Here is a 21,297-nt window from a genome sequence, read left to right on the forward strand (position 1 = left end):
GATGGCCGCAGTGGCTTTTTGAGGGCTTTGTTTCTAGCCTACAGCGATCGCTTCCCCCTTGAATAAGCAGTAGTGGCTATGCAGTAGTGGCTATAATGTGAGAACGATTCTCGCCTGTGATACACCGCCTATGATGACCCCTCCTCTTCCTACAACCGGCAAAATGGACGCACTAAAGCATGGGCTGCCCGTGACGATTATCACGGGGTTCCTCGGCAGCGGCAAAACAACACTCCTCAACCACATCTTGACAAACCAAGAGGGGCTCAAAACAGCGGTTCTCGTCAATGAATTTGGCGAAATTGGCATTGACAACGAACTGTTGGTTGCCAAAGAGGACGACATGGTGGAGCTCAGCAACGGCTGTGTCTGCTGCACCATTAACAGCGACTTGGTCAATGCCGTCTATCGGGTTCTCGAGCGGCCCTGACAAGGTGGACTATTTGGTCGTGGAAACGACCGGTCTGGCGGACCCCCTGCCTGTGGCGCTGACGTTTTTGGGTACCGATCTCCGCGATCTCACCCGCTCTGGACTCCATTATTACGGTGGTGGATGCGGAGAACTTTAGTCTGGATCTCTTCAACAGCAGCGCTGCCCAAAGCCAAATTGCCTATGGGGACATTATTCTCCTCAACAAGGCCGATCTGGTCACCGAGGAACGGTTGCAGGAGCTCGAACGGCGAATTCACGAGATGCGTGAGGGTGCACGCATCCTTCGTACCGTTAAGGCGCAGGTGCCGCTTGCCCTTGATTTTGAGTGTGGGCTTGTTTCAGAGCGATCGCTACTTTCATCCTGAACACCAGCACTCTGAGCATGACCACAATCATGATCACGATCATGAATGTGATGAACATTGCGATCATGATCATCATCACCACCCTCATCACTCCAATCACCTTGAGGAGGATGGCTTTACCTCCGTGTCTTTCCAGAGCGATCGCCCCTTTGAACTGCGAAAATTCCAGTATTTTCTTGACCACCAACTCCCCCAATCCGTCTTTCGCGCCAAGGGCATCCTTTGGTTTAAGGAAAGTCCCCGCCGCCACGTCTTTCACCTCAGTGGTAAGCGCTTTAGCCTCGATGATGAGGAGTGGAAGGGCGATCGCAAAAATCAACTGGTTCTCATTGGCCAGAACTTAGATCATGCAACCCTACTGAACCAGTTGGCCGCCTGTGTCACTGATGCATAGCTGATGCATAAAAGTCAATCATGGCCAAGCAACGTCGCAAAGCGGACTTTCCTAGCAAAATTTGTATCGTCTGTGGCCGTCCTTTCCAGTGGCGCAAAAAGTGGGCAGCTTGTTGGGAAGAAGTTAAATATTGCTCCGAGCGCTGTCGGCGGCGGCGATCGCAAATTCAATCATAATATACAACTCTACGCCTACTTAATCAGAGAAAGAGGCTTGAAAGTTAGCCATTGAGCTGCTGAAAGCGCTTGACTGTTTTAGAGGGCTCCTGTACACTGCTGCCATGGGGGAAAGCTTGATAGCCCTATTAATTGCAGACAGCTCAACAATGAGCTTGTCTTTCAAGGCTATCAAGTTATGCAAACAAAATTCGCTTCGACTTGCTGCGCATTTTTTGTACAGTCGCAGGAGTCGACTAAAACCATGATAAGCAAACATTCCTTTTCCCTCTATCTTCTTCTGCTGTTGTCAGTCTTTTGACCACTCCACTCTACGCAGTCTCACCAGCCCTTGGCCAAACAAGAGATTGTGGAAACCCCGGTGGTGGAGGCTTTTTCGACTCCACGTTAGGTCTCAACAGTGACAACCTCATTTGTGGTTCCCTAAATTCAGGCTTGGCTGGATTAACACGCGCAATAGCAGTTGGTATACAAAACACAGTGCAAAATGCCAATACGGAAATCACTGCGGTTGGCACTGGGAACACTGTGGAAAGTGTCAATGCACAGAACCACACACTGGGCTCTAATAATCAAATTGGAACCCCTGGTGGAGCTCCTCCCGGCTTGGACGTTGGAAATAACAACACAGCGATAGGCGCACAGAATACCGTTGCCACTACCGGTACGCCCTCTGGAAGTGGGTCATTCCCTAATGCTGCTCGCAATAACAATACAGCTGTTGGCTACCAAAACATCGCTGACGGCAATACCTCAACTACTGGGAGTAATAATACAGCCCTTGGTATGCAGAACCAAGCTATAGGCGACAGCAATACGGCCGTGGGGATGCAGAACTCAGCCAATGCTGTCAATGCCACTGCGATGGGGATGCAAAATAACTACAATCCTTCGACAAACGCCTACCTTACACCCGGTCAGCAGAGCACCGCTGTTGGCTTCCAGAACCAAGCCCAAGGGAACAACAGCACAGCTGTGGGGTTTGCTAACTTTGCCCAAACGGACGATAGCAGCGCAATGGGGTTTGCTAACCAAGCTCTAGGAGCCAGGAGCACAGCAATGGGGTTTGCTAACCAAGCTGTAGGGAACAACAGCACAGCTGTGGGGTTTGCTAACTTTGCCCAAACGGACGATAGCAGCGCAATGGGGTTTGCTAACCAAGCTCTAGGAGCCAGGAGCACAGCAATGGGGTTTGCTAACCAAGCTGTAGGGAACAACAGCACAGCTGTGGGGTTTGCTAACTTTGCCCAAACGGACGATAGCAGCGCAATGGGGTTTGCTAACCAAGCTCTAGGAGCCAGGAGCACAGCAATGGGGTTTGCTAACCAAGCTGTAGGGAACAACAGCACAGCTGTGGGGTTTGCTAACTTTGCCCAAACGCGGCACGCTGGGTTTCAACCAAGCCTAGGGCCAGCACAGCAATGGGGTTTGCTAACCAAGCTGTAGGGAACAACAGCACAGCTGTGGGGTTTGCTAACTTTGCCCAAACGGACGATAGCAGCGCAATGGGGTTTGCTAACCAAGCTCTAGGAGCCAGGAGCACAGCAATGGGGTTTGTTAACCAAGCCAATGCCGCCAATGCCACAGCCGTGGGGATGCGAACTCAGCCAATGCTCCAATGCCACTGCGATGGGGTATGCAAAATAACTACGATCCTGCGACAAACACCTACTTTACACCCGGTCAGCGCAGCACTGCTGTCGGTTTCCAGAACCAAGCCCAAGGGGATGACAGCACGGCAATGGGGCGTAGCAACACAGCACAACTCCGTGGCACCGCTGTCGGTTTCCAAAACCAAGCCCAAGGGGACGACAGCACTGCTGTGGGTTCTGCGAACCAAGCCCAAGGGAATGACAGCACCGCAATGGGGACGTAGCAACACGGCACAACTCCGTGGCACTGCCTCGTCGGTTTCCAAAACCAAGCCCAAGGGGTCAGCGAGCAGCACTGCTGTGGGTTCTGCGAACCAAGCCCAAGGGAATGACAGCACCGCAATGGGACGTAGCAACACGGCACAACTCCGTGGCACTGCTGTCGGTTTCCAAAACCAAGCCCAAGGGGACGACAGCACTGCTGTGGGTTCTGCGAACCAAGCCCAAGGGAATGACAGCACCGCAATGGGACGTAGCAACACGGCACAACTCCGTGGCACTGCTGTCGGTTTCCAAAACCAAGCCCAAGGGGACGACAGCACTGCTGAACCAAGCCCAAGGGGACGACAGCACTGCTGTGGGTTCTGCGAACCAAGCCCAAGGGAATGACAGCACCGCAATGGGACGTAGCAACACGGCACAACTCCGTGGCACTGCTGTCGGTTTCCAAAACCAAGCCCAAGGGGACGACAGCACTGCTGTGGGTTCTGCGAACCAAGCCCAAGGGAATGACAGCACCGCAATGGGACGTAGCAACACGGCACAACTCCGTGGCACTGCTGTCGGTTTCCAAAACCAAGCCCAAGGGGACGACAGCACTGCTGTGGGTTCTGCGAACCAAGCCCAAGGGAATGACAGCACCGCAATGGGACGTAGCAACACGGCACAACTCCGTGGCACTGCTGTCGGTTTCCAAAACCAAGCCCAAGGGGACGACAGCACTGCTGTGGGTTCTCAGCAATGGGGTTTGCTAACCAAGCTGGGACAACAGCACACTGGGGTTTGTTAACCAAGCCCAAGGGACACAGCACAGCAATGGGGTTTGCTAACCAAGCTGTAGGGAACAACAGCACAGCTGTGGGGTTTGCTAACTTTGCCCAAACGGACGATAGCAGCGCAATGGGGTTTGCTAACCAAGCTCTAGGAGCCAGGAGCACAGCAATGGGGTTTGCTAACCAAGCTGTAGGGAACAACAGCACAGCTGTGGGGTTTGCTAACTTTGCCCAAACGGACGATAGCAGCGCAATGGGGTTTGCTAACCAAGCTCTAGGAGCCAGGAGCACAGCAATGGGGTTTGTTAACCAAGCCAATGCCGCCAATGCCACAGCCGTGGGGATGCAGAACTCAGCCAATGCTCTCAATGCCACTGCGATGGGGATGCAAAATAACTACGATCCTTCGACAAACACCTACTTTACACCCGGTCAGCGGAGCACTGCTGTCGGTTTCCAGAACCAAGCCCAAGGGGATGACAGCACGGCAATGGGGCGTAGCAACACAGCACAACTCCGTGGCACCGCTGTCGGTTTCCAAAACCAAGCCCAAGGGGACGACAGCACTGCTGTGGGTTCTGCGAACCAAGCCCAAGGGAATGACAGCACCGCAATGGGACGTAGCAACACGGCACAACTCCGTGGCACTGCTGTCGGTTTCCAAAACCAAGCCCAAGGGGACGACAGCACTGCTGTGGGTTCTGCGAACCAAGCCCAAGGGAATGACAGCACCGCTGTGGGTTCTGCGAACCAAGCCCAAGGGAATGACAGCACCGCAATGGGACGTAGCAACACGGCACAACTCCGTGGCACTGCTGTCGGTTTCCAAAACCAAGCCCAAGGGGACGACAGCACTGCTGTGGGTTCTAATAACCAAGCTATTGGGGCTCGCAGTATTGCAATTGGTCGCGCAAGCTTAGCAAATGCTGACGATAGTACTGCGATAGGTCAAAATGCCCAAGTCACTGCTTCCAACAGCGTAGCAATTGGTGCCGGCTCAGTCGCCACCGCACCAAATGTAGTTTCTGTTGGTGCTCCTGGGCAAGAGCGAAAAATAGTTAATGTTGCTCCTGGTATCATTGCACCAACAAGTACCGATGCAATTAATGGCAGCCAGCTTTCTGCGCTCATTAATCAACTATTTGCCACCGGTATTTGCTCAATTACGGGTGCAACGGTGACATGTGGAAACATTGCCTTGGGAAATGGAGCGACTCCTGTGGGAGGGGGAGCGATCGCCATCGGTAATAATGCTGCGACCAATGCCAATAACGCGATCGCCCTTGGCCCATCCTCCCAGGCCCTTCATCCCAACAGTGTGGCCATTGGTGCCGGCTCCGTCACCACCGCACCAAATACTGTTTCAGTGGGTGCCCCTGGTGCTGAACGTCGGATTACCAATGTCGCTACCCCCATTTTACCCACTGATGCCGTCAACAAAGCCTATGTTGATGGTATAGGCGCAGTGGCCCTAGGAGCTGCCAATGCCTATACCGATGCCCAAATCAATCAATTACGGGGTGAAGCTTTTGCGGGTATTGCTTCTGCGGCTGCCCTATTGCCCGTTGTGCCGGCGCGCTCTGGTGAAACAACCTTCAACATTGGGTTTGGGTCTTATGGCGGCTATAGTGCCGTAGGCATGGCGATGGCCCATCAAGCAGGCCCAGTGGTCATTGATGCTGGCGCCAGTTTCTCGAGTGCCGGATCGCCGCTGGTTCGCCTGGGTCTTGGTTTTCGGTTTTAGCCCCATACATGATAACCCCGCCGTTAGGAGCAGACGGCGGGTCAACTCTCTCATATTTCATATTTCTCATATTTGAGCTATTTGAGCAGCTCCCTCCTTTGCGGGCGCTAAATCTCCAATTCAATTGCCGTGGATTGGTTGGGGCCAAGGGCCAGTCCGCTGCGTCGGCCGAGAATCCGAAAGACTTTGATTTTGCGCTCTTTACCCTTCAGGGGCAACGGTCCCCAGGGTTCAACTTCGTAGCGATCGCCCAGGTACTGCAAGGTTTCTTCGGCCACTAAAATTCGACAGGGACCAGGTTGCCGGTGCTTGTCTACACTTTCAAGGCGGGAGGCCGTATTCACGCTATCCCCAATCACTCCGTACTCTAGGCGGTTCTTGCTCCCCAAACTGCCAACAACAATGGGCCCGGTGTAAATGCCAGCGCGCATCATCATCTGCGGTAGCCCCTGGGCCGCCCATTCACGGTTGAGTTCCTCCAGGAGGTTGCCCAGGGCTAAGGCGCAATCCACTGCATTCCGAGCATCAATAGCAATTCCTTCGCGACTCGTGCGCTGAATGGGAACTCCGAATACGGCCATAATGCCATCGCCGGTGAACTTGTTAATGACGCCGTGGTAGCGGTGCACCACATCGGCCACTTTTTCCAAATAGACATTGAGCCAGTTAAACAGCTCCTCCGGCTCCATTTGTTCAGAGATGGTACTGAACCCCTTTAAGTCGGTAAAAAGGAGCGTGGCAATCAGGCGCTGGCCGGGCAACTTGCCCTCCTTGAGGAGTTGATCGCGCCGTTCCCACATCGTTGCTGCAATTTCCGGGGAGATACTCTGGCCAAGGAGGCGCATCACCATTTGCTGTTGCCGTTTGGCTTGCTGGGCGGTATAGGTAATGACTCCCCCACTGGCAACCAGGAAGGTCAATGCGGGTGGGACCAGGGGAATCCACCCCGACTTAAGAAACAGGGCGTAGCCGGTGAGGAGTAGGGTCACTAATGCAATTCCCGCAGCGGTTGCCAGGGCTAAGGGATGGCGCACTCGCCAAGCCAAAATTGCACCGATCAATGCCCAAAGTACAGTCCAAAGGTGCTCAACACTTTTGGGCCAAAACCAAATAAGCGCCCGATTCCCCAAACCCGCGTCAATGAATTGCCCCACCATTTGGGCATGGATAAATACCCCCGCCATCCGCTGATTGTCCCGCTGGCCGGAACTAAAGGGCGTATAGAAAAAATCTTTGCCACTTTCGGCAACGTTGCCAATGAGAACCACGCGATCGCGAACCAACGCAGGAGCAACCCGCTCATTGAGGACATCCTCTAGGGGCACCCATGTCACTGCCCGCTGATCACCGCGATAATTGAGCATAATCTGATAGCCCGCTGTATCCGCCCCCACATAACCGCCATCATTGGGTTGCAGGGGAGTAAAAATGCTCGGTCCTAGCTGCATTACACTGGGATCGGCATCACTGGCCCGCGGCTCTATTCCTTCATCGGCCAGATACCGCAGGGCAAGGCGCAAGGAAAAGGAGTACAGGGTATTCCCCTGATCGTCTGGCAAAAACAACAAACTGCGACGGACAATGCCACCCGTGTCAACCACAATATCGTTAAACCCCACTTGATCCGCACTCAGGGCAGCGGGAGGACGAATCGTGGCGTTCATGGCATCCCCCAGCTTGGTGACGGCAAACAGGCGATCGGAACTTAGCCAAAGGCGGTTTAATGCCTCATGCCCCGGCGGTACAGCAAAGTCGCGGTAAATATCCAGACCAATTGCACGGGGTTGATGTTTGAGAAGGTTTTGCAGGGCTTGGGCGTAGATTTGATCCGGTAGCGACAGAGATCGGTAACGTTGAATATCGGCTTCGGTGACTGCCACCACCAATAGTCGCGGATCGGGGCCGGGCATGGGGCGCAATTGCATCAGGCGATCGTAGGCACCCAATTCCAACGGCTGGAGCCCACCCATTTGGCGAATGCCAATCACCACGGTGCTGGCCAGGGCACTGGCGCCAAGAATCAACCCCAGATCGGCAAAGGTGCGGCGGAAGTGGGACAATAGGGGCAGCATAGCTTTGCAGGCAAGCAAAGGATTTCCTTCATCCTATCGCTATGAAAAATTACTTGGTAGCGACACTCGGCGATCGCCTCCAGGCTGAGGCCGTTTACACCCAGCTTGAAAAGGACGGTTTCCCCATGGAAAAAGTAGCTCTCTTGGGGCGAGGCTACAAACAGTGGTCAGAGTTGGGACTGACGGATCCATTTCAAGTCGCCCGCCAGCAAATGCAACGGATGTTGATCTGGCTGGTTCCCTTTGGCTTCTTTGCCGGTTTTACCTTTAACCAAGCAACTCAAATTGACATCCTGCCGATGCTGGATCGCCTAAACAATAGTCTTTTGGGGGGCATCTTTGGGGCGATCGCCGGCGCTCTCGGTAGTCTCACCGTGGGCGGTGGCCTCCAAGTAGTCATTACGGGTAAGTCTGGCATCCCCTTTGAAAAGCGATTGCAGCGCGGCAAATACCTGATCTTGATTCAAGGGAGCGACAGCGAGATTCGCCGTGCCGAACGCCTGCTCAAGGTCCAACCCCTAGAAACCCTGCAAAGCTACACCCTCGACGAGTAGGGAATTATTTTCTCAAAACGCTCAAAACGGGAACGCCAACTCTCCCCCCTGATGTGGTATCTTAGAAAATTGCAGTGAAAGGGTCGGTGCCCGAGTGGTTAATGGGGGCGGACTGTAAATCCGTTGGCTACGCCTACGCTGGTTCGAATCCAGCCCGGCCCATCTGAACAAAAGCCAATCAATCAGTTAAGACGAGCCAATTAAGGCCCAAAGAAGTTCTAGCCTTGCGGCCCAACTCTGATTCAGTTAAGCCAAGGGAACCAAGGGAACCTCCACTGCCCCAATCTGCGGCCAATTGACCTCACCCAGGGGCAATGGTCCAAGGAATCGTCCCCGAAAGCGGCCCCTGGCTCAGTTTCCCTCCCAAACTGCGCTAGGATTGTAACGGTTTGTCACACTCCTCAATTTTATATTAGGAAATTTTCAAGAAGAACCTATGAGTCTGCCGATTCGTAATGTTGCCATTATTGCCCACGTTGACCACGGCAAAACCACCCTGGTGGATGCCCTACTGCGCCAGTCGGGTACCTTTCGCGAAGGGGAAGATATTCCCGAGTGCGTCATGGACTCCAATGATCTGGAGCGCGAGCGCGGCATTACGATTCTGGCCAAGAATACAGCGGTTCGCTACAAAGACTTGACCATTAACATTGTTGACACCCCCGGCCACGCCGATTTTGGCGGTGAAGTGGAGCGCGTCCTCGGCATGGTGGAGGGCTGTTTGCTAATTGTGGATGCCAACGAAGGGCCAATGCCCCAAACGCGGTTTGTCCTAAGAAAAGCCCTTGAGAAAGGTCTGCGACCCATTGTGGTGGTGAATAAAATTGATCGGCCCCAGGCGGAACCCTATAAGGCTATTGATAAGGTGTTGGACCTATTCATTGAGCTAGGGGCAGATGACGATCAGTGTGAGTTTCCTTATCTTTTTGCTTCGGGCTTGGGGGGCTACGCAAAAACAGATCTAGACGAGGAGGGCAAGGATATGCAGCCCCTCTTTGAAGCCATTGTCCGCCACATTCCACCGCCAGTGGGCAATCCCGATGCGCCGCTGCAACTTCAGGTGACAACCTTAGATTATTCGGAATACCTAGGGCGGATTGTCATTGGCAAGATTCACAATGGCACCATCCAAGTGGGGCAGCAGGCAGCCTTGGTCAAGGAGAATGGCCAAATTGTCAAGGCAAAAATTACCAAACTCTTGGGCTTTGAGGGACTCAAGCGAATTGAACTGGACACAGCCAGTGCGGGCAATATTGTGGCGATCGCGGGCTTTAGTGATGCCAACATTGGCGAAACCGTTACCGACCCCAACAACCCCCAAGCCCTACCCCTGATTAAGGTGGATGAACCGACCTTGCAAATGACCTTTGCTGTCAACGACTCCCCCTTTGCTGGTCAGGAGGGAACCTTTGTGACCTCGCGGCAGTTGCGCGATCGCCTGTTTCGGGAACTGGAGACCAACGTGGCCCTGCGGGTCGAAGAAACCGACTCCCCCGATCGCTTTGCCGTTTCTGGTCGGGGTGAATTGCACCTTGGTATCCTCATTGAAACGATGCGCCGTGAAGGCTACGAATTCCAAGTGTCGCAGCCACAGGTGATCTACCGTGAAGTCAATGGCCAGCCCTGCGAACCCTATGAATGCTTAGTGCTCGACGTTCCCGATGAAGCCGTTGGCGGCTGTATTGAGCGCCTCGGCCAGCGACGCGGTGAAATGCAGGATATGCAGGTGGGGGGCAATGGTCGGACCCAACTGGAGTTTGTAATTCCAGCGCGGGGTCTCATTGGTTTCCGGGGCGAGTTTATGCGCCTGACGCGCGGCGAAGGGATTATGAACCACAGCTTTTTGGACTATCGTCCCCTCGCTGGCGAGATCAGCACCCGCCGCAATGGCGTCTTAATTGCCTTTGAGGAGGGCACAGCCACCTTCTATGCCCTAAAGAACGCCGAAGATCGCGGTGTCTTTTTCATTACCCCTGGCACCAAAGTCTATAGGGGCATGATTGTCGGTGAGCACAACCGTCCCCAAGACCTTGAAATTAATGTCTGCAAAACCAAACAACTCACCAACTTCCGCTCCTCAACGGGGGATGAACTGGTGCAACTGCAATCCCCCGTGGAAATGAGCCTAGAGCGGGCCCTGGAGTACATTGGCCCCGATGAGCTGGTGGAGGTAACGCCCCAATCGATTCGACTGCGGAAAATGAGCAGGAAGCTGGCACGCCGCTAATGCTCACGAATGCTTTTTTTGCCCTCTCACTGTTTCCCTATTTGGGGTTTTTGTACTTCATGACCCGCAACCCCCACACCCCCCGTTTAGCCCTCATTGGCTTTTATGGGACCCTGGTCTTTGTTGCCGTCACAATTCCAGCGGGCCTCTATGCCCAAAGGGTCTATGGCACAACCCTCGCCAATGTAGATAGCTTGCATGGGGGGGCAGAGTTTTTTCTGACATTGGCCAATATCCTGATTGCCTTGGGCTTTCGCCGCGCCCTCAAGGAATCGTCGTAGTTCACTGTGGTTCACCTATTGCCAGCGGCATAACCAGAGGAAGCGAAGCCAACTGCGCAGGAGCGCCAAGCCCGCCAGTGCCGCTACTGTAAAGAGGGCGATCGCTCCTCCTAGGGCTTTGGCTGACCACAACATTGCCCCCGCCAAGAGGGTAAAACCCGCCACCCCCAGATAAACCAAACAGATCAACAACCTCTCAATTCGCCGCAGTTGCCGCTCCATCGTCGGATGACGCACAGAGACTTGTAGTTCGCCGCGAGCCAGGCGATCCTCTAACTGTTGCAGCCGCACTTCAACCCGACTGGGCTGATGTAGTCGCTGGTTGATTAGGGTTTGGGTTTGACGAATCAATTCTCGCCAGCCCGGCCGTGAATGACGCATCAATTCCTGAACAAAGGGTTGGGCAGCGGCACTCAGGTTGTACTCAGGGTCTAGGCTGCGGGCAATGCCATCGAGGGTGGTGAGGGACTTGAGAATGTAGGTCATCTTTGCCGGTAGGCGAAAGGGTTGCTGCTCAAAAAGGGCATAGACATCCTGTTGCAGTTCTCTAAAGGCGGCTAAATCCACCGGCCGTTCAGTAAATCGATCTAGAATCAATTGCATGATGCGCTGTAGGGGTCTTTTGTCGGCCACCGGTATCAAGAGTCCCAGTTCCATCAAGGCAGCAATCACGCGATCGCTATCCTTTTGCAGCACGGCAAAAAATGTTTGCACCATCTGCTGCTGATTCAGGGCGGGCACCTCCGTCATCATGCCGTAGTCATAGAAGATGAGATCACCCTCTTTGGTCACGGCCAAGTTCCCCGGATGCGGATCAGCGTGGAAGAAGCCATCAAGCAATAACTGCTTGAGATAGCAACAAATTCCCCGCTGGTTAATCATCCGTGGATTCAAGCCAAAGGCTTCCAGGGCGGCGCGGTTGTCCACACGAATGCCGGGGAGATATTCCATCGTCAAGACATAGCGGCAGGTATGGCTCCAATAGACTTTAGGGACGCGGATGTGGGGATCTTGGGCAAAGTTGGCACGGAAGCGATCGGCATTTTGCCCCTCTTGAACATAATCAATTTCCCGCAACAAAATACTAAAGAATTCCTCATAAATCTCCTGAAGGGTATAGGGACGAAGAAAAGGCAGCCAGCGATCGGCCCAACGAATCAGCGCCCCAATGGCCAGATAGTCTAGATACAGTTGCGCCTCTAGGTGGGGACGCTGGACCTTCACTACCACCTTTTCGCCACTGTGGAAGGTGGCGCGGTGAACTTGACCGAGACTGGCGGCAGCAAGGGGTTTTGGATCAAATGTGGCGTAGAGATCCCCAAGGGGTTGCCCCAAGTGTTGCTCAATGAGGGCGATCGCCCGCCGTGAGTCAAAGGGTGGCACCTGATCCTGTAGTTGCCTCAGGGCCTCAATATAGGCGGGAGGCAGCAGATCAAAGCGCGTCGAGAGAAACTGACCAATTTTAATAAACGTCGGTCCCAAGACCAATAATTGCTGGACCAGCCAACGGGCCCGTTGCGATTGGGCGCGATCGCTCCGCCGCCGCCAAGTATAGTCCCACAGCAGTTGACTGCCAAAGCGCCCCAAAACCCCCACAATTTGGCCGATACGGCGCAACAGCAGCCAGCGACTGGGACGATAGGTAGTAAAGACAGCACCCCCCATGGAGCGGCAATCCCAAGAAAGCGGCCAACCTCAACAATACCGCCTTTTCCATGGACATAGAGACCGGAGCGACCCGCCTTTCGCTGATTCCCTGGCACTGTGTCTATGATGAAAGTAGAATCTTGATTGGAATTAATTATGGCGACTACACGTCAGTTTAGTAGCTTTACGGATCTCCTAGCCACAACGGATAAGCCCCTCTTGGTTGACTTTTATGCCGACTGGTGTGGCCCTTGCCGAATGATGGCTCCTATTTTAGAGCAGATCAAGAAACAGTTGAAATCAGAGGTCGAGGTGGTCAAAATTGACTCTGAGCGCTATCCTCAACTGTCGAGTCAATACCACGTTCAGGCCCTGCCGACACTGATTCTCTTCCACCGCGGCCGCGAGGTGCAGCGCTGGGAAGGGGTGCAGCCGCCAGAAGTGCTGATTGACGCCATTCGCCGCCTGTAAAATTCTTTGCAAGAAACGGCTTTGAGGAATCAGTCAGGGTTGGCCGATATTAGCTATTGGACATTGCTTGTACCACCGTTGGCAGGGGGGGTCATCGGCTACTTTACGAATGATTTAGCAATTACAATGCTCTTTCGGCCCTACAAGCCAGTTTATGTAGGCGGCAAGCAACTCCCCTTTACTCCTGGTCTCATTCCCCGCAATCAGGAGCGGCTGGCCCGTCGCATTGCCGATGCGATTTTGGGTTCCCTCTTAACGCCAGAGGAGCTGCAAAACTTAGCGCGGCGTCTGTTGCAAGTACAACGGGTGAAGGCGGTCATCCATTGGCTCCTCCAAACAAGTCTTAACCAAATTCAGGCTCAAAGTGAACAGCGATCGGCCCAAGTTTTGGCGAATATTCTGCGGGATTTTTTTGGCAGTGCCTTGCCCCGTTTGATTAAGGTGTGGTCGCGGCGGGACGATTTTTTGGAGGCGCAACTCAATCAATTGTTTGATCAGGTATTAGTGGAGCTGCAACTGAATGATGAACAGGCGGAGAAACTAGCGGATTGGCTGCTGTCGGTCATGCTGCCCCCCGATCGCCTGCGACTGGCGATTATTGACTTTCTCACCGATCGCACGATTAATGTCCTCGATCAAGAACTACGCCAAAATACCAGTGGCACCTACTGGGTCCTGGCCAATCTTGTGGGAGTGCGCAATACTTTGATTCGTCTGCGGGAGTATTGTCTCAATGAACGGGAGGCCTGTAACCGCCGTCTCGGAGACTTGATTACAGCATTGGCACTGCGGCAACGCTTGGTAGAAGCCCTGCAAAATATCACCCTGCAAAGTTTGCCCCTCGGCACGGTGCGGGAGCTACGGCAACTGTTTCGGCAGACGGTGCGCAGTTATATCCAAGAGCAGGGCTCTAGCGTCATTGAAACGGTCAGTCAAACGGTGGAGTGGGAAACGATTTCCCTGAGTATTTTGCGGCGACTGCGGGATTCGGCCAGTCTGGGGGCCTCCTTGGAAGTGGTCAGCGATGAGTTGGCCTTGGTGCTCGATCGCTATCTGGAACGGGATATGGAACTGATCATTGAGCGGGCCATTCCGATTTTGGATTTAGATCGGGTGATTGTGGATCGGGTTAAGGCCACCTCACCAGAAAATCTCGAACTAGCAATTCAGGGCATTGTTCGCAGTGAGTTGCAAGCGATTGTCCGCTTGGGGGGCATTCTTGGCTTTTTAATTGGGGTGGTCCAGGCGGGCTTTTTGTACTGGCAAAGTCTGCAAGTGCCCTAAATTGGCACTTTGACTTCAGATTCACCCACCAACTGGCGCAGGTTTTGGCAGCGAATCAGTTCAGTGACATCAAGAACGGGACGGCGTTCTAACTCTGCCACCTGAAAAATACCTGAAAGGAGCGCTTTGGCGGCCTCTTGTTCGCTGTAGCCGCGCCGTTGAGCCAAGAGCAGGGCCTGGCGATCGGCTGCCACTTCCACGGGAATCCCCCGCGTATTTTGCCACACTTGCAGCCCCGCAAAGGTAGTTAGCCCCCCCGCCACCAAAATACCAATGGGGTCTGCTTGGATGACCTGCAAGACGGTACCCAGTAAGCCGGCCACCGTGAGCCCTTGGTAGAGGTCAAGTTTAATCAAACCCGTGGTGTTAAACCAAGCCACTGCCCGCAGCAGTAACAGATCGCGCTCTCGGGTGTCGAGATGCTGCCACAGGCGAAAGTTAATTTCAATCGGGCGATCGCCCCAAGGGAGAGGGGGCTGATAGCGCAGGACCTGGCTTTGTTGTGGTCGAGAAACCAGCTTACAGCGCATCCGGGCCGACGCCGGCATTAGATCAAGCAGACGACGAATCTCAGCTTCTGGGGTCATAGGAATAGTGATGCAATCAATGCTCTGCCCCTAGTCTGCCATTGCTGTACGTTTCCGGCAATCTAGCAGATTCCTTAGAATAAAGGGGCATGTCTTTTTTGTGTCCAAATCAAAATGGTGATGACATCGGCCTTTGCCCCCTCAGAACAGTCGCTGGTTGCTTCTGCTCAGGAGCTGCCCGCCGTGGATGTGGCGATTGTGGGTGCCGGGATTGTGGGTCTGAGTCTGGCCTGTGCGCTACGCAACAGTGGCCTAGCGATCGCCCTCATTGAGGCAACTCCCTACAGGCGGGAAAACACCAGGGGTCAAGCCTACGCCCTCCACCAAGGGTCTCGCTACTTCTTTGAGGGAATAGGGGTGTGGGATAAGCTCATGCCCCATGTGCAGCCCTTTGAGGTGGTACAGCTGTCCGATGCTGATTGCCCGTTGATGGTTGACTTTTATCCCCAGGATTTGGGCACAGCGGCAGTTGGCTATGTTGCTGAACATGCAGCGATCGCCGAGACCCTTCAGGGCATTTTAGAGTCTGCCAGCAATGTCACACTCTACTGCCCGTGGCGGGTAGTGACCAACGAAGTGCAGGGCGATCGCGCTCAGTTGACCCTCGTTTCTGGTGACCCTACCGAAGCCAAGGTGGCTCACTTGGCAGCCCGTTTAGTGGTCGCCGCAGATGGTGGCAAGTCTCCCCTACGGCAGCAGATGGGCATTGAACCCAAGGGATGGAAATATCCTCAGTCCTGTGTGGTTGCCACCCTCGATGTTGCCCATCCCCAACCTGTGATGGCCTATGAGCGCTTTTGGCCGACGGGACCCATGGGGGTATTACCGCTACCGGAAAATCGCTATCGCGTGGTTTGGACCTTACCCCACCCAGAGGCGGAAGCCGTTGCCGCCCTCGACGATCGCGCCTTTCTTGCCAAACTGCAGCCCTATCTTGATCCCCAGATGGGAGAGATTACGGCTGTGAGCGATCGCTTTGTCTTTCCAGCCCAATTCATGCAAGTCAACTCCTACGCGGCGGATCGCTTTGTGGTCATTGGCGATGCAGCCCACCGCTGCCATCCCGTGGGGGGACAAGGACTCAATTTGGGACTGCGGGATGTGTGGAATCTGGCACAGCAGATTTTGGCTACCCCCCTTGAGGAAATTGGCGATCGCCACCACCTCATGCAATTTCACCGCCAACGCTGGTGGCAAAATCTCCTGACCCTTGCTTTCACCGACTTCCTTAACCGCCTGTTTTCCAATACATGGTGGCCTTTGGTGGCGGGGCGCCGCTGCGGGCTGTGGCTGTTGCGAACCGTTTCCCCCCTCAAGCGTCTGGTGCTACGGTTTATGGCAGGTCTCCTACTCCCCCTGCCGACCAATTGTCAATTCCCCAGAAGGCGTTAAAACTTTCTACGCAAGTCTCTCCAGTGCCAGCACTCTTGTAGGATCAATTTGACAGAGAAACCAACTGCTTGGGAGACAGGGATGGCTGCTACGGATGATCTAGAGAAAATTCGCCGCCAGTTCGACTATGGTCCCTATCCCCGTGTGGCCATTGACAAAACTCCCAAGGATGACCCCAACGTTCTTTTTGTCCACGATTTAGTGACCCCCTTTTATCTGCGGGATCATCGGGTACCAGAGACCAAGGGTAAGCGGATTCTCGATGCCGGCTGTGGCACGGGCTATAAGTCCTTAGTGCTGGCGATCGCCAACCCCGGCGCGGAAATTGTGGGTATTGATCTATCCCCTGAATCTGTGAAGTTGGCGGCGGAGCGGCTCAAGTTCCATCACGTTGATAACGTTTACTTTGAGGCGCGCTCGATTTTGGATTTGCCCAGTTGGGGCGAGCAATTTGACTACATCAATTGCGATGAGGTGCTGTATCTGTTGCCCGACCCCATCGAGGGCCTCAAGGCGCTCAAAAGTGTCCTCAAGCCCGATGGTATTTTGCGCGCCAACCTCCATAGTGCGCTGCAACGCTTCCCCTTCTTTCGGGCCCAAAATCTCTTTAAGCTGATGGGCTTGATGGACGAGAATCCCGAAGAAATGGAAATGGATATCGTCCGCGAGATCATGAAAGAACTCAAGGATGGTGTGGACCTCAAAGCCCGCACCTGGCACCCCCACTACGAACAGCAAGAGAGCAATGAGACCCTCTTGGCAAATCATCTCCTGGTGGCAGATAAAGGCAGCACCATGCCCCAACTGTTTCAATACCTAGCGGCGGCGGGTTTGGAATTTATTTCCATGGTCAACTGGCGCCACTGGAATCTGGTGGATCTCTTCAAAGACCCAGACAACCTGCCCACCTTTTTGGCCTTGAGCCTACCGGATGTGCCGCAGTCCGTGCAGTTGGAGATGTATGAGCTGCTGCATCCAGTGCATCGCCTCTTGGATTTTTGGTGTAGTCCGCAACCCCGTGCCACCGTAGCCGACTTGGGGGAATGGTCTGAGGAGCAGTGGGATCAAAGTACGGTTCATCTACATCCGCAACTGTGTACGGAGGCAATCAAGGAAAAATGGCTGGGGTACCTCAATGATCGGATGATTGTTGATCTGGGTACATTTATGTCCTTCCCAAGTCCCACCCCTGTCTATGTGGATGCCCTCGGTCTGGCAACCCTATTGCCCCTGTTTGATCACCCCTTGGCGTTTCCAGACTTGTGCGATCGCTATCAACGCTTAGCACCCCTTGACCCCGTCACACTTGAACCCCTTGAACCAAGGGTGGCACGGCAACAACTGCAAGCCCTCTTGAGCCGCTTGGAAGTCAATTTGTTTGTTCTCGTCAGCCTACCCTAGGCCAATCCAGGCCAGAACTTGGGCAAGCGCCAATCCCAAATAGTTGGCGATCGCGTATCCCAGCAATCCCAACGTCATCCCTACACCCAGCAGTTGGGGCTGATGCCGACCAGTGGCTTGGGCAACGGCGGTGGTCGGTCCGCCAATGGCCGCTTGGGAGGCAAGAGCCAACAGTTCTACATCCAACTTCAGGAGGACCCCAAGGCCAAAGGTGACGAGACCATGGGTAAAGACAATCACAGTGGTAAAGAGAATCATTTCCATTCCCACCGGAATTAGGGATGGCACATGGGTACCAGCACCAATCACCGTAAAAAAAAGATTCAGGCCAAACATCCCCAAAGCACCTGTGCCCCGCAGATAGCGCATCCACTGAAATTGCGCCAATGCCAAGCTGAGGGTGGTGAGCCAGACAATGGTGGGAATGAGCGGCCAAAACTGATGCAGTGCCCTTGACAGTACCAAGACAGCCACGGCCATGCTGAGGAGAATCGCTAAATCGAGGGGAGCGATCGCCGAAGCGGTGGGTAGGGAGGTTACGGTAACCGCTTCCCCCTCCTCCTGGGGTGGATAAAAGCGGGCCAACAGCGAAGGCAGACTCAGGGTGGTTGCCAGCCAAATAGCCGTGAGCAGGTTATCTGCTGTCGTGGCCGCACTAAAGAGCAAATCCGAAAGCTTAAGGGCACGCCCAACCCCCACAAAGTTAAGGCTGCCGCCAATATAGCTGGCTGCCAAACTTCCCGCCAAGCGGGGGGTATCCGCCAAAAACCGACTATGGAACAGTACACTGGCAAGGAGCGCACCCACCAAGGTTCCAAAACTGGCAAGGCCAAAGGCCAACAGGGCCGATCGCCCCAAGCGCCGCACATCCTGTAAATTCACCAGCAGCAGTAGCCAGACAATCGCCAAGGAGGTAATGGTGTCGTAGATCGTGTCGTAGACGGCAGATTGCTGGGGGATAATACCAACATTGGCACAGATCGCCGCCAAAATCAAAATGATCAGCGAAGACCCCAACCGTGCTGCCCAGCGAAAGCGATGCTCTAGCCATAGTCCTAGAGCCGTCAGTGTCAATAGAATGCCCCAAAGGATCAAGGATTCATCCATGGGGCGTCAATTCTGGTAGCCGCTGTCCCAAGCGGGTGGGTTGCTCATAGACCCGCCGCAGGGTATTCACATCCCGCTGCGAAATCGGGGGCGGATCCGCCACCTGGGCAAAATAGAGGGCATCCGTGGGTAGGGGGCTATGACCCCAAATGCCAAGGGCATGACCCAGTTCATGGCGCAGCGCCGCCAGGACAAACTTAGGGGCCTGGGTAGGACGCACCACCACCCGGCAGCGATGGCGCAGCACCCCTTGGCTATCCACAAAGAGTTCATAGGTGGTTTCGGCGGAGCGGACGCGCCGCTTGTTTTGATCCGTGGGTCGTTGAGAAAGAAGACGGATGTCAGCGGGACGGCTGGGATCAACAATTTCTAAGGGCAAATAGGCTGACCACTCCGCTACTGCCTGTGCCGCGGCTGCTTGCCAGACATGGTTCGGATCCCACTGGGGGGGTTCAATGGCAACGGTAACTGGGAACTGAGTCCACAGTAAATAGCCCACTTCCACCGGTTGGACGTTATCAAAATAATCTTCGCCTTTCCTAGGAATCTCAGCTAGGGAGGGGGGCAACGGATAGTGAACCGCTGGTGGTAATTGGATATTCTGGCGCCTCAGGTTTGGGGTGCCCGCCAAGGACTGCCAATTGCCTTGGGTACCGCCCAACATCAGTCCTAGGGCAACCATACACACCAAGAACCACCACCAACGCTTCATACTGGCTCCTCCTTGCTCCTCAACAGGTTGGCACAAAGGGCCAGCCCGGAAATTGCCAGAGAATCATGGGAATCGCCACCGTCCAGAAAAAGGCATTGAGCAAGGCAATTTGACCCGCCAGATTCATGGGTAAATGTAACCACCCCTGCAACACCCAGCGATCCAAGGGCAAGACCAACAGCCACATGAAACAGACGATGGCCATTCCACCCCAAAAGATTGGCCAGCGGGTGTTGCGATTGAAGCTTTCAAAAAAGGTTTGACCCACCAGTTCCTCAAGAAGGGCGACGGGAGCGGAGCGGTATTGCCCACCCGTGGCTGCGGTGGCCGCAGCCAGTTCTGGAGCATGATCACCCACGACAATGGCATTGATTCTCACCCGTTGCTGACGGGCATTGGCAACCACACCCGCGTCCACAGGGGCTGCACCATCGGTAATGAGGAGCACTTCGCGGCAGCGATTGGGCACCTGTTGCAGTTGTTGGGTGGCCATGGCGATCGCCCCCGCCAGATTTTTGGCCGTCGGATCCACCTGCGCTAACAAATCACTGCGATTGAGGGCTTGATCGAGTTGGGTGAGGAGCAGATCGCTATTGGTCTCAAACCGGGGCGTAAGAAACACTACATTGCGGCCAAAGCCCTGGATCATGACTTCATTGGGGTTGGTGAGATGCCGTTGGTTGCGTTGTAAGTAGAGCTTGGCCGCGAGCACCTGTTGGGCCATGACAGTTTGTGGTTGATTAAATTGCAATGGATTATTGCCAAACGTACTGCCGCTGAGATCAAGGGAGAGAACAACGGCAACACTGGGGCGTCCCCAATTCAACAGCGAAAAGAGCAGCGCCAGGAGGAGACAGCTTATTAAGAGAAGGAGGGGAATCTGAAAAAGAGGGTAATACCACAGTGGTCGCCGACGGGTCATAGCTCACCTAGGGCAAGGTACCGCTAAAGACGGCAAGGGCAGGTCCGGTCATATACAGATGTTGGCTAGGCAAATCCCAGCGAATCTGGAGATCGCCCCCTGGCAGTTCAACCGTGGCTTGGGCTTGATCGCCCCCAGGACTCAGGCAACCAGTCAAAACAGCAGCGACTAGGGTGGCACAGGCTCCCGTTCCACAGGCAAGGGTCATACCGGCTCCCCGTTCCCAGACGCGCATCCGCAGGCGATCGCTTCCTAGGACTTGCACAAACTCAGTATTGGTGCGCTGCGGGAAGGCTGGGTGATGCTCAAACTGGGGACCAATCACAGCTAAATCCAGGGCAGCTACATCCTCCACAAAGGTGACACAGTGGGGATTGCCCATACTCACGCATGTCACCAACCACTGGCGATCGCCCACCGTGAGGGGGACATCAATCACTTTTTGATCTGCAGCTGCCAAGGTGGTGGGAATCTGCTGCGCCAAAAGTTGGGGTTTGCCCATATCCACCGTGACCTGACCATCCGCTTGTACCTCCGGTACGATGAGGCCGGCAAGGGTGTCAATGCGGTAGCGCACAATTTCACCGCCAGAGCGACCCTCAAGGGCAAAAATGAACTTGGCCAAACAGCGAATGCCATTGCCGCACATTTCCGCCACTGAGCCATCAGCATTGTACATCCGCATGCGGTAATCACTTTCCCCAGTTCCCTGCAGTAAAAAAATGACACCATCGGCACCGACCCCAAAGTGGCGATCGCACCAGTATTGGGCTTGTTCCGGGGTTAAGAGCAGCTCTTCCTGATGGCGATTATCAATGAGGAGGAAATCGTTACCTAATCCTTGGTACTTCTGAAAAAATAGGCTCATAGAATTGAAAAAGTAA

General features: G+C 54.4%; 20 protein-coding genes, 1 tRNA gene and 2 pseudogenes. 16 read left to right on the top strand and 7 right to left on the bottom strand.

Features of this window, described 5'->3' with window-relative positions:
• Window positions 1–130 precede the first annotated feature (130 nt).
• The 8 genes and pseudogenes from Q0W94_RS02090 (at window position 131) to Q0W94_RS02115 (ending at window position 5,756) form a co-directional block, all read left to right on the top strand.
• Window positions 131–1,192 (top strand): annotated as a pseudogene (locus Q0W94_RS02090) (CobW family GTP-binding protein).
• Between the two features lie 20 nt (window positions 1,193–1,212).
• A complete protein-coding gene (locus tag Q0W94_RS02095) occupies window positions 1,213–1,368 on the top strand; it encodes a DUF2256 domain-containing protein (RefSeq protein WP_297760436.1) in 156 nt (51 codons plus the stop codon).
• A gap of 786 nt (window positions 1,369–2,154) precedes the next feature.
• Window positions 2,155–2,814 (top strand): hypothetical protein, encoded by a 660-nt coding sequence (locus Q0W94_RS02100; RefSeq protein ID WP_297760439.1) that lies wholly within the window; start codon window positions 2,155–2,157, stop codon window positions 2,812–2,814.
• Window positions 2,790–2,933: pseudogene (locus Q0W94_RS12335) on the top strand (hypothetical protein); the annotation flags it as partial. The gene Q0W94_RS02100 and the pseudogene Q0W94_RS12335, both read left to right, overlap by 25 nt.
• Before the next feature lie 53 nt (window positions 2,934–2,986).
• Window positions 2,987–3,244, top strand: a complete 258-nt coding sequence (locus Q0W94_RS02105) for a hypothetical protein (protein WP_297760442.1) — start codon at window positions 2,987–2,989, stop codon at window positions 3,242–3,244.
• 118 nt (window positions 3,245–3,362) lie between these two features.
• The gene (locus tag Q0W94_RS12340; RefSeq protein ID WP_399372366.1) at window positions 3,363–3,629 is read left to right on the top strand and encodes a hypothetical protein; all 267 of its coding nucleotides are present in this window, start codon (window positions 3,363–3,365) and stop codon (window positions 3,627–3,629) included.
• Window positions 3,514–4,029 carry a hypothetical protein gene (locus Q0W94_RS02110; RefSeq protein ID WP_399372369.1) on the top strand — a complete coding sequence of 172 codons (516 nt, stop codon included), beginning with the start codon at window positions 3,514–3,516 and terminating at the stop codon, window positions 4,027–4,029. The genes Q0W94_RS12340 and Q0W94_RS02110 overlap by 116 nt, the downstream gene beginning before the upstream one ends.
• On the top strand, window positions 3,981–5,756 hold the full coding sequence (locus tag Q0W94_RS02115; RefSeq protein ID WP_297760448.1) for a YadA-like family protein: 1,776 nt from the start codon (window positions 3,981–3,983) through the stop codon (window positions 5,754–5,756). The genes Q0W94_RS02110 and Q0W94_RS02115 overlap by 49 nt, the downstream gene beginning before the upstream one ends.
• Window positions 5,757–5,863: 107 nt before the next feature.
• On the opposite strand, the gene Q0W94_RS02120 is transcribed toward Q0W94_RS02115, so the two are convergent.
• Entirely contained in the window at window positions 5,864–7,828 is a 1,965-nt protein-coding gene (locus Q0W94_RS02120) for an adenylate/guanylate cyclase domain-containing protein (RefSeq protein ID WP_297760451.1), read from the bottom strand.
• A gap of 53 nt (window positions 7,829–7,881) precedes the next feature.
• Between Q0W94_RS02120 and Q0W94_RS02125 the strand changes: the two genes are divergently transcribed.
• The 4 genes from Q0W94_RS02125 to Q0W94_RS02140 all read left to right on the top strand — a co-directional run bounded on the left by Q0W94_RS02125 (window position 7,882) and on the right by Q0W94_RS02140 (window position 10,890).
• The gene (locus tag Q0W94_RS02125; RefSeq protein ID WP_297760454.1) at window positions 7,882–8,382 is read left to right on the top strand and encodes a hypothetical protein; all 501 of its coding nucleotides are present in this window, start codon (window positions 7,882–7,884) and stop codon (window positions 8,380–8,382) included.
• A gap of 80 nt (window positions 8,383–8,462) precedes the next feature.
• Window positions 8,463–8,544: transfer RNA gene (locus Q0W94_RS02130), tRNA-Tyr, on the top strand.
• 274 nt (window positions 8,545–8,818) lie between these two features.
• Complete coding sequence (gene typA, locus Q0W94_RS02135) at window positions 8,819–10,609, top strand: translational GTPase TypA (protein WP_297760457.1); 1,791 nt, start codon at window positions 8,819–8,821, stop codon at window positions 10,607–10,609.
• Entirely contained in the window at window positions 10,609–10,890 is a 282-nt protein-coding gene (locus Q0W94_RS02140; RefSeq protein ID WP_297760460.1) for a DUF3593 domain-containing protein, read from the top strand. Before typA ends, Q0W94_RS02140 begins: the two co-directional genes overlap by 1 nt.
• 15 nt (window positions 10,891–10,905) lie before the next feature.
• Here Q0W94_RS02140 and Q0W94_RS02145 read toward each other — a convergent pair whose 3' ends face one another.
• Window positions 10,906–12,555, bottom strand: a complete 1,650-nt coding sequence (locus Q0W94_RS02145; protein ID WP_297760462.1) for an AarF/ABC1/UbiB kinase family protein — start codon at window positions 12,553–12,555, stop codon at window positions 10,906–10,908.
• Window positions 12,556–12,693: 138 nt separating this feature from the next.
• Here Q0W94_RS02145 and trxA point away from each other — a divergent pair, with 138 nt between their 5' ends.
• Complete coding sequence (gene trxA, locus Q0W94_RS02150; RefSeq protein WP_297760465.1) at window positions 12,694–13,008, top strand: thioredoxin; 315 nt, start codon at window positions 12,694–12,696, stop codon at window positions 13,006–13,008.
• A gap of 39 nt (window positions 13,009–13,047) precedes the next feature.
• Window positions 13,048–14,292: a DUF445 domain-containing protein gene (locus tag Q0W94_RS02155; RefSeq protein WP_297760468.1), complete on the top strand. Its 1,245-nt coding sequence runs from the start codon at window positions 13,048–13,050 to the stop codon at window positions 14,290–14,292.
• Here the strand turns inward: Q0W94_RS02155 and Q0W94_RS02160 are convergent.
• A complete protein-coding gene (locus Q0W94_RS02160) occupies window positions 14,289–14,879 on the bottom strand; it encodes a DUF3318 domain-containing protein (protein WP_297760471.1) in 591 nt (196 codons plus the stop codon). The two genes, Q0W94_RS02155 and Q0W94_RS02160, sit on opposite strands and share 4 nt — an antisense overlap.
• Window positions 14,880–14,999: 120 nt before the next feature.
• On the opposite strand from Q0W94_RS02160, the gene Q0W94_RS02165 reads away from it, so the two are divergent.
• Window positions 15,000–16,271 carry an FAD-dependent hydroxylase gene (locus Q0W94_RS02165; RefSeq protein WP_297760475.1) on the top strand — a complete coding sequence of 424 codons (1,272 nt, stop codon included), beginning with the start codon at window positions 15,000–15,002 and terminating at the stop codon, window positions 16,269–16,271.
• An 81-nt stretch (window positions 16,272–16,352) separates the two neighbouring features.
• Window positions 16,353–17,672: a class I SAM-dependent methyltransferase gene (locus Q0W94_RS02170; protein WP_297760478.1), complete on the top strand. Its 1,320-nt coding sequence runs from the start codon at window positions 16,353–16,355 to the stop codon at window positions 17,670–17,672.
• Here the strand turns inward: Q0W94_RS02170 and Q0W94_RS02175 are convergent.
• The 4 genes from Q0W94_RS02175 to dapF are packed head-to-tail and all read right to left on the bottom strand — an operon-like array spanning window position 17,664 to window position 21,281.
• Window positions 17,664–18,779 (bottom strand): DUF819 domain-containing protein, encoded by a 1,116-nt coding sequence (locus tag Q0W94_RS02175; protein ID WP_297760481.1) that lies wholly within the window; start codon window positions 18,777–18,779, stop codon window positions 17,664–17,666. The genes Q0W94_RS02170 and Q0W94_RS02175 overlap by 9 nt on opposite strands.
• A complete protein-coding gene (locus tag Q0W94_RS02180; RefSeq protein ID WP_297760484.1) occupies window positions 18,772–19,491 on the bottom strand; it encodes a peptidase in 720 nt (239 codons plus the stop codon). Before Q0W94_RS02180 ends, Q0W94_RS02175 begins: the two co-directional genes overlap by 8 nt.
• A 19-nt stretch (window positions 19,492–19,510) precedes the next feature.
• Window positions 19,511–20,413, bottom strand: a complete 903-nt coding sequence (locus tag Q0W94_RS02185; protein WP_297760486.1) for a vWA domain-containing protein — start codon at window positions 20,411–20,413, stop codon at window positions 19,511–19,513.
• 7 nt (window positions 20,414–20,420) lie between these two features.
• A complete protein-coding gene (dapF, locus tag Q0W94_RS02190; protein WP_297760488.1) occupies window positions 20,421–21,281 on the bottom strand; it encodes a diaminopimelate epimerase in 861 nt (286 codons plus the stop codon).
• Window positions 21,282–21,297: the final 16 nt, after the last annotated feature.

The sequence above is a fragment of the Thermosynechococcus sp. genome, assembly GCF_025999095.1.
Classification (GTDB): domain Bacteria; phylum Cyanobacteriota; class Cyanobacteriia; order Thermosynechococcales; family Thermosynechococcaceae; genus Thermosynechococcus.

Excerpts from the sequence above, each read along its gene's own strand:
- Q0W94_RS02095 (WP_297760436.1), top strand. The coding sequence starts at position 1,213 with ATGGCCAAGCAACGTCGCAAAGCGGACTTTCCTAGCAAAATTTGTATC.
- Q0W94_RS02100 (WP_297760439.1), top strand. The coding sequence starts at position 2,155 with ATGCAGAACCAAGCTATAGGCGACAGCAATACGGCCGTGGGGATGCAG.
- Q0W94_RS02105 (WP_297760442.1), top strand. The coding sequence starts at position 2,987 with ATGCCACTGCGATGGGGTATGCAAAATAACTACGATCCTGCGACAAAC.
- Q0W94_RS12340 (WP_399372366.1), top strand. The coding sequence starts at position 3,363 with ATGGGACGTAGCAACACGGCACAACTCCGTGGCACTGCTGTCGGTTTC.
- Q0W94_RS02115 (WP_297760448.1), top strand. The coding sequence starts at position 3,981 with ATGGGGTTTGCTAACCAAGCTGGGACAACAGCACACTGGGGTTTGTTA.
- Q0W94_RS02120 (WP_297760451.1), bottom strand. The coding sequence starts at position 7,828 with ATGCTGCCCCTATTGTCCCACTTCCGCCGCACCTTTGCCGATCTGGGG.
- typA (WP_297760457.1), top strand. The coding sequence starts at position 8,819 with ATGAGTCTGCCGATTCGTAATGTTGCCATTATTGCCCACGTTGACCAC.
- Q0W94_RS02140 (WP_297760460.1), top strand. The coding sequence starts at position 10,609 with ATGCTCACGAATGCTTTTTTTGCCCTCTCACTGTTTCCCTATTTGGGG.
- Q0W94_RS02145 (WP_297760462.1), bottom strand. The coding sequence starts at position 12,555 with ATGGGGGGTGCTGTCTTTACTACCTATCGTCCCAGTCGCTGGCTGCTG.
- trxA (WP_297760465.1), top strand. The coding sequence starts at position 12,694 with ATGGCGACTACACGTCAGTTTAGTAGCTTTACGGATCTCCTAGCCACA.
- Q0W94_RS02160 (WP_297760471.1), bottom strand. The coding sequence starts at position 14,879 with ATGACCCCAGAAGCTGAGATTCGTCGTCTGCTTGATCTAATGCCGGCG.
- Q0W94_RS02165 (WP_297760475.1), top strand. The coding sequence starts at position 15,000 with ATGACATCGGCCTTTGCCCCCTCAGAACAGTCGCTGGTTGCTTCTGCT.
- Q0W94_RS02170 (WP_297760478.1), top strand. The coding sequence starts at position 16,353 with ATGGCTGCTACGGATGATCTAGAGAAAATTCGCCGCCAGTTCGACTAT.
- Q0W94_RS02175 (WP_297760481.1), bottom strand. The coding sequence starts at position 18,779 with ATGGATGAATCCTTGATCCTTTGGGGCATTCTATTGACACTGACGGCT.
- Q0W94_RS02180 (WP_297760484.1), bottom strand. The coding sequence starts at position 19,491 with ATGAAGCGTTGGTGGTGGTTCTTGGTGTGTATGGTTGCCCTAGGACTG.
- Q0W94_RS02185 (WP_297760486.1), bottom strand. The coding sequence starts at position 20,413 with ATGACCCGTCGGCGACCACTGTGGTATTACCCTCTTTTTCAGATTCCC.
- dapF (WP_297760488.1), bottom strand. The coding sequence starts at position 21,281 with ATGAGCCTATTTTTTCAGAAGTACCAAGGATTAGGTAACGATTTCCTC.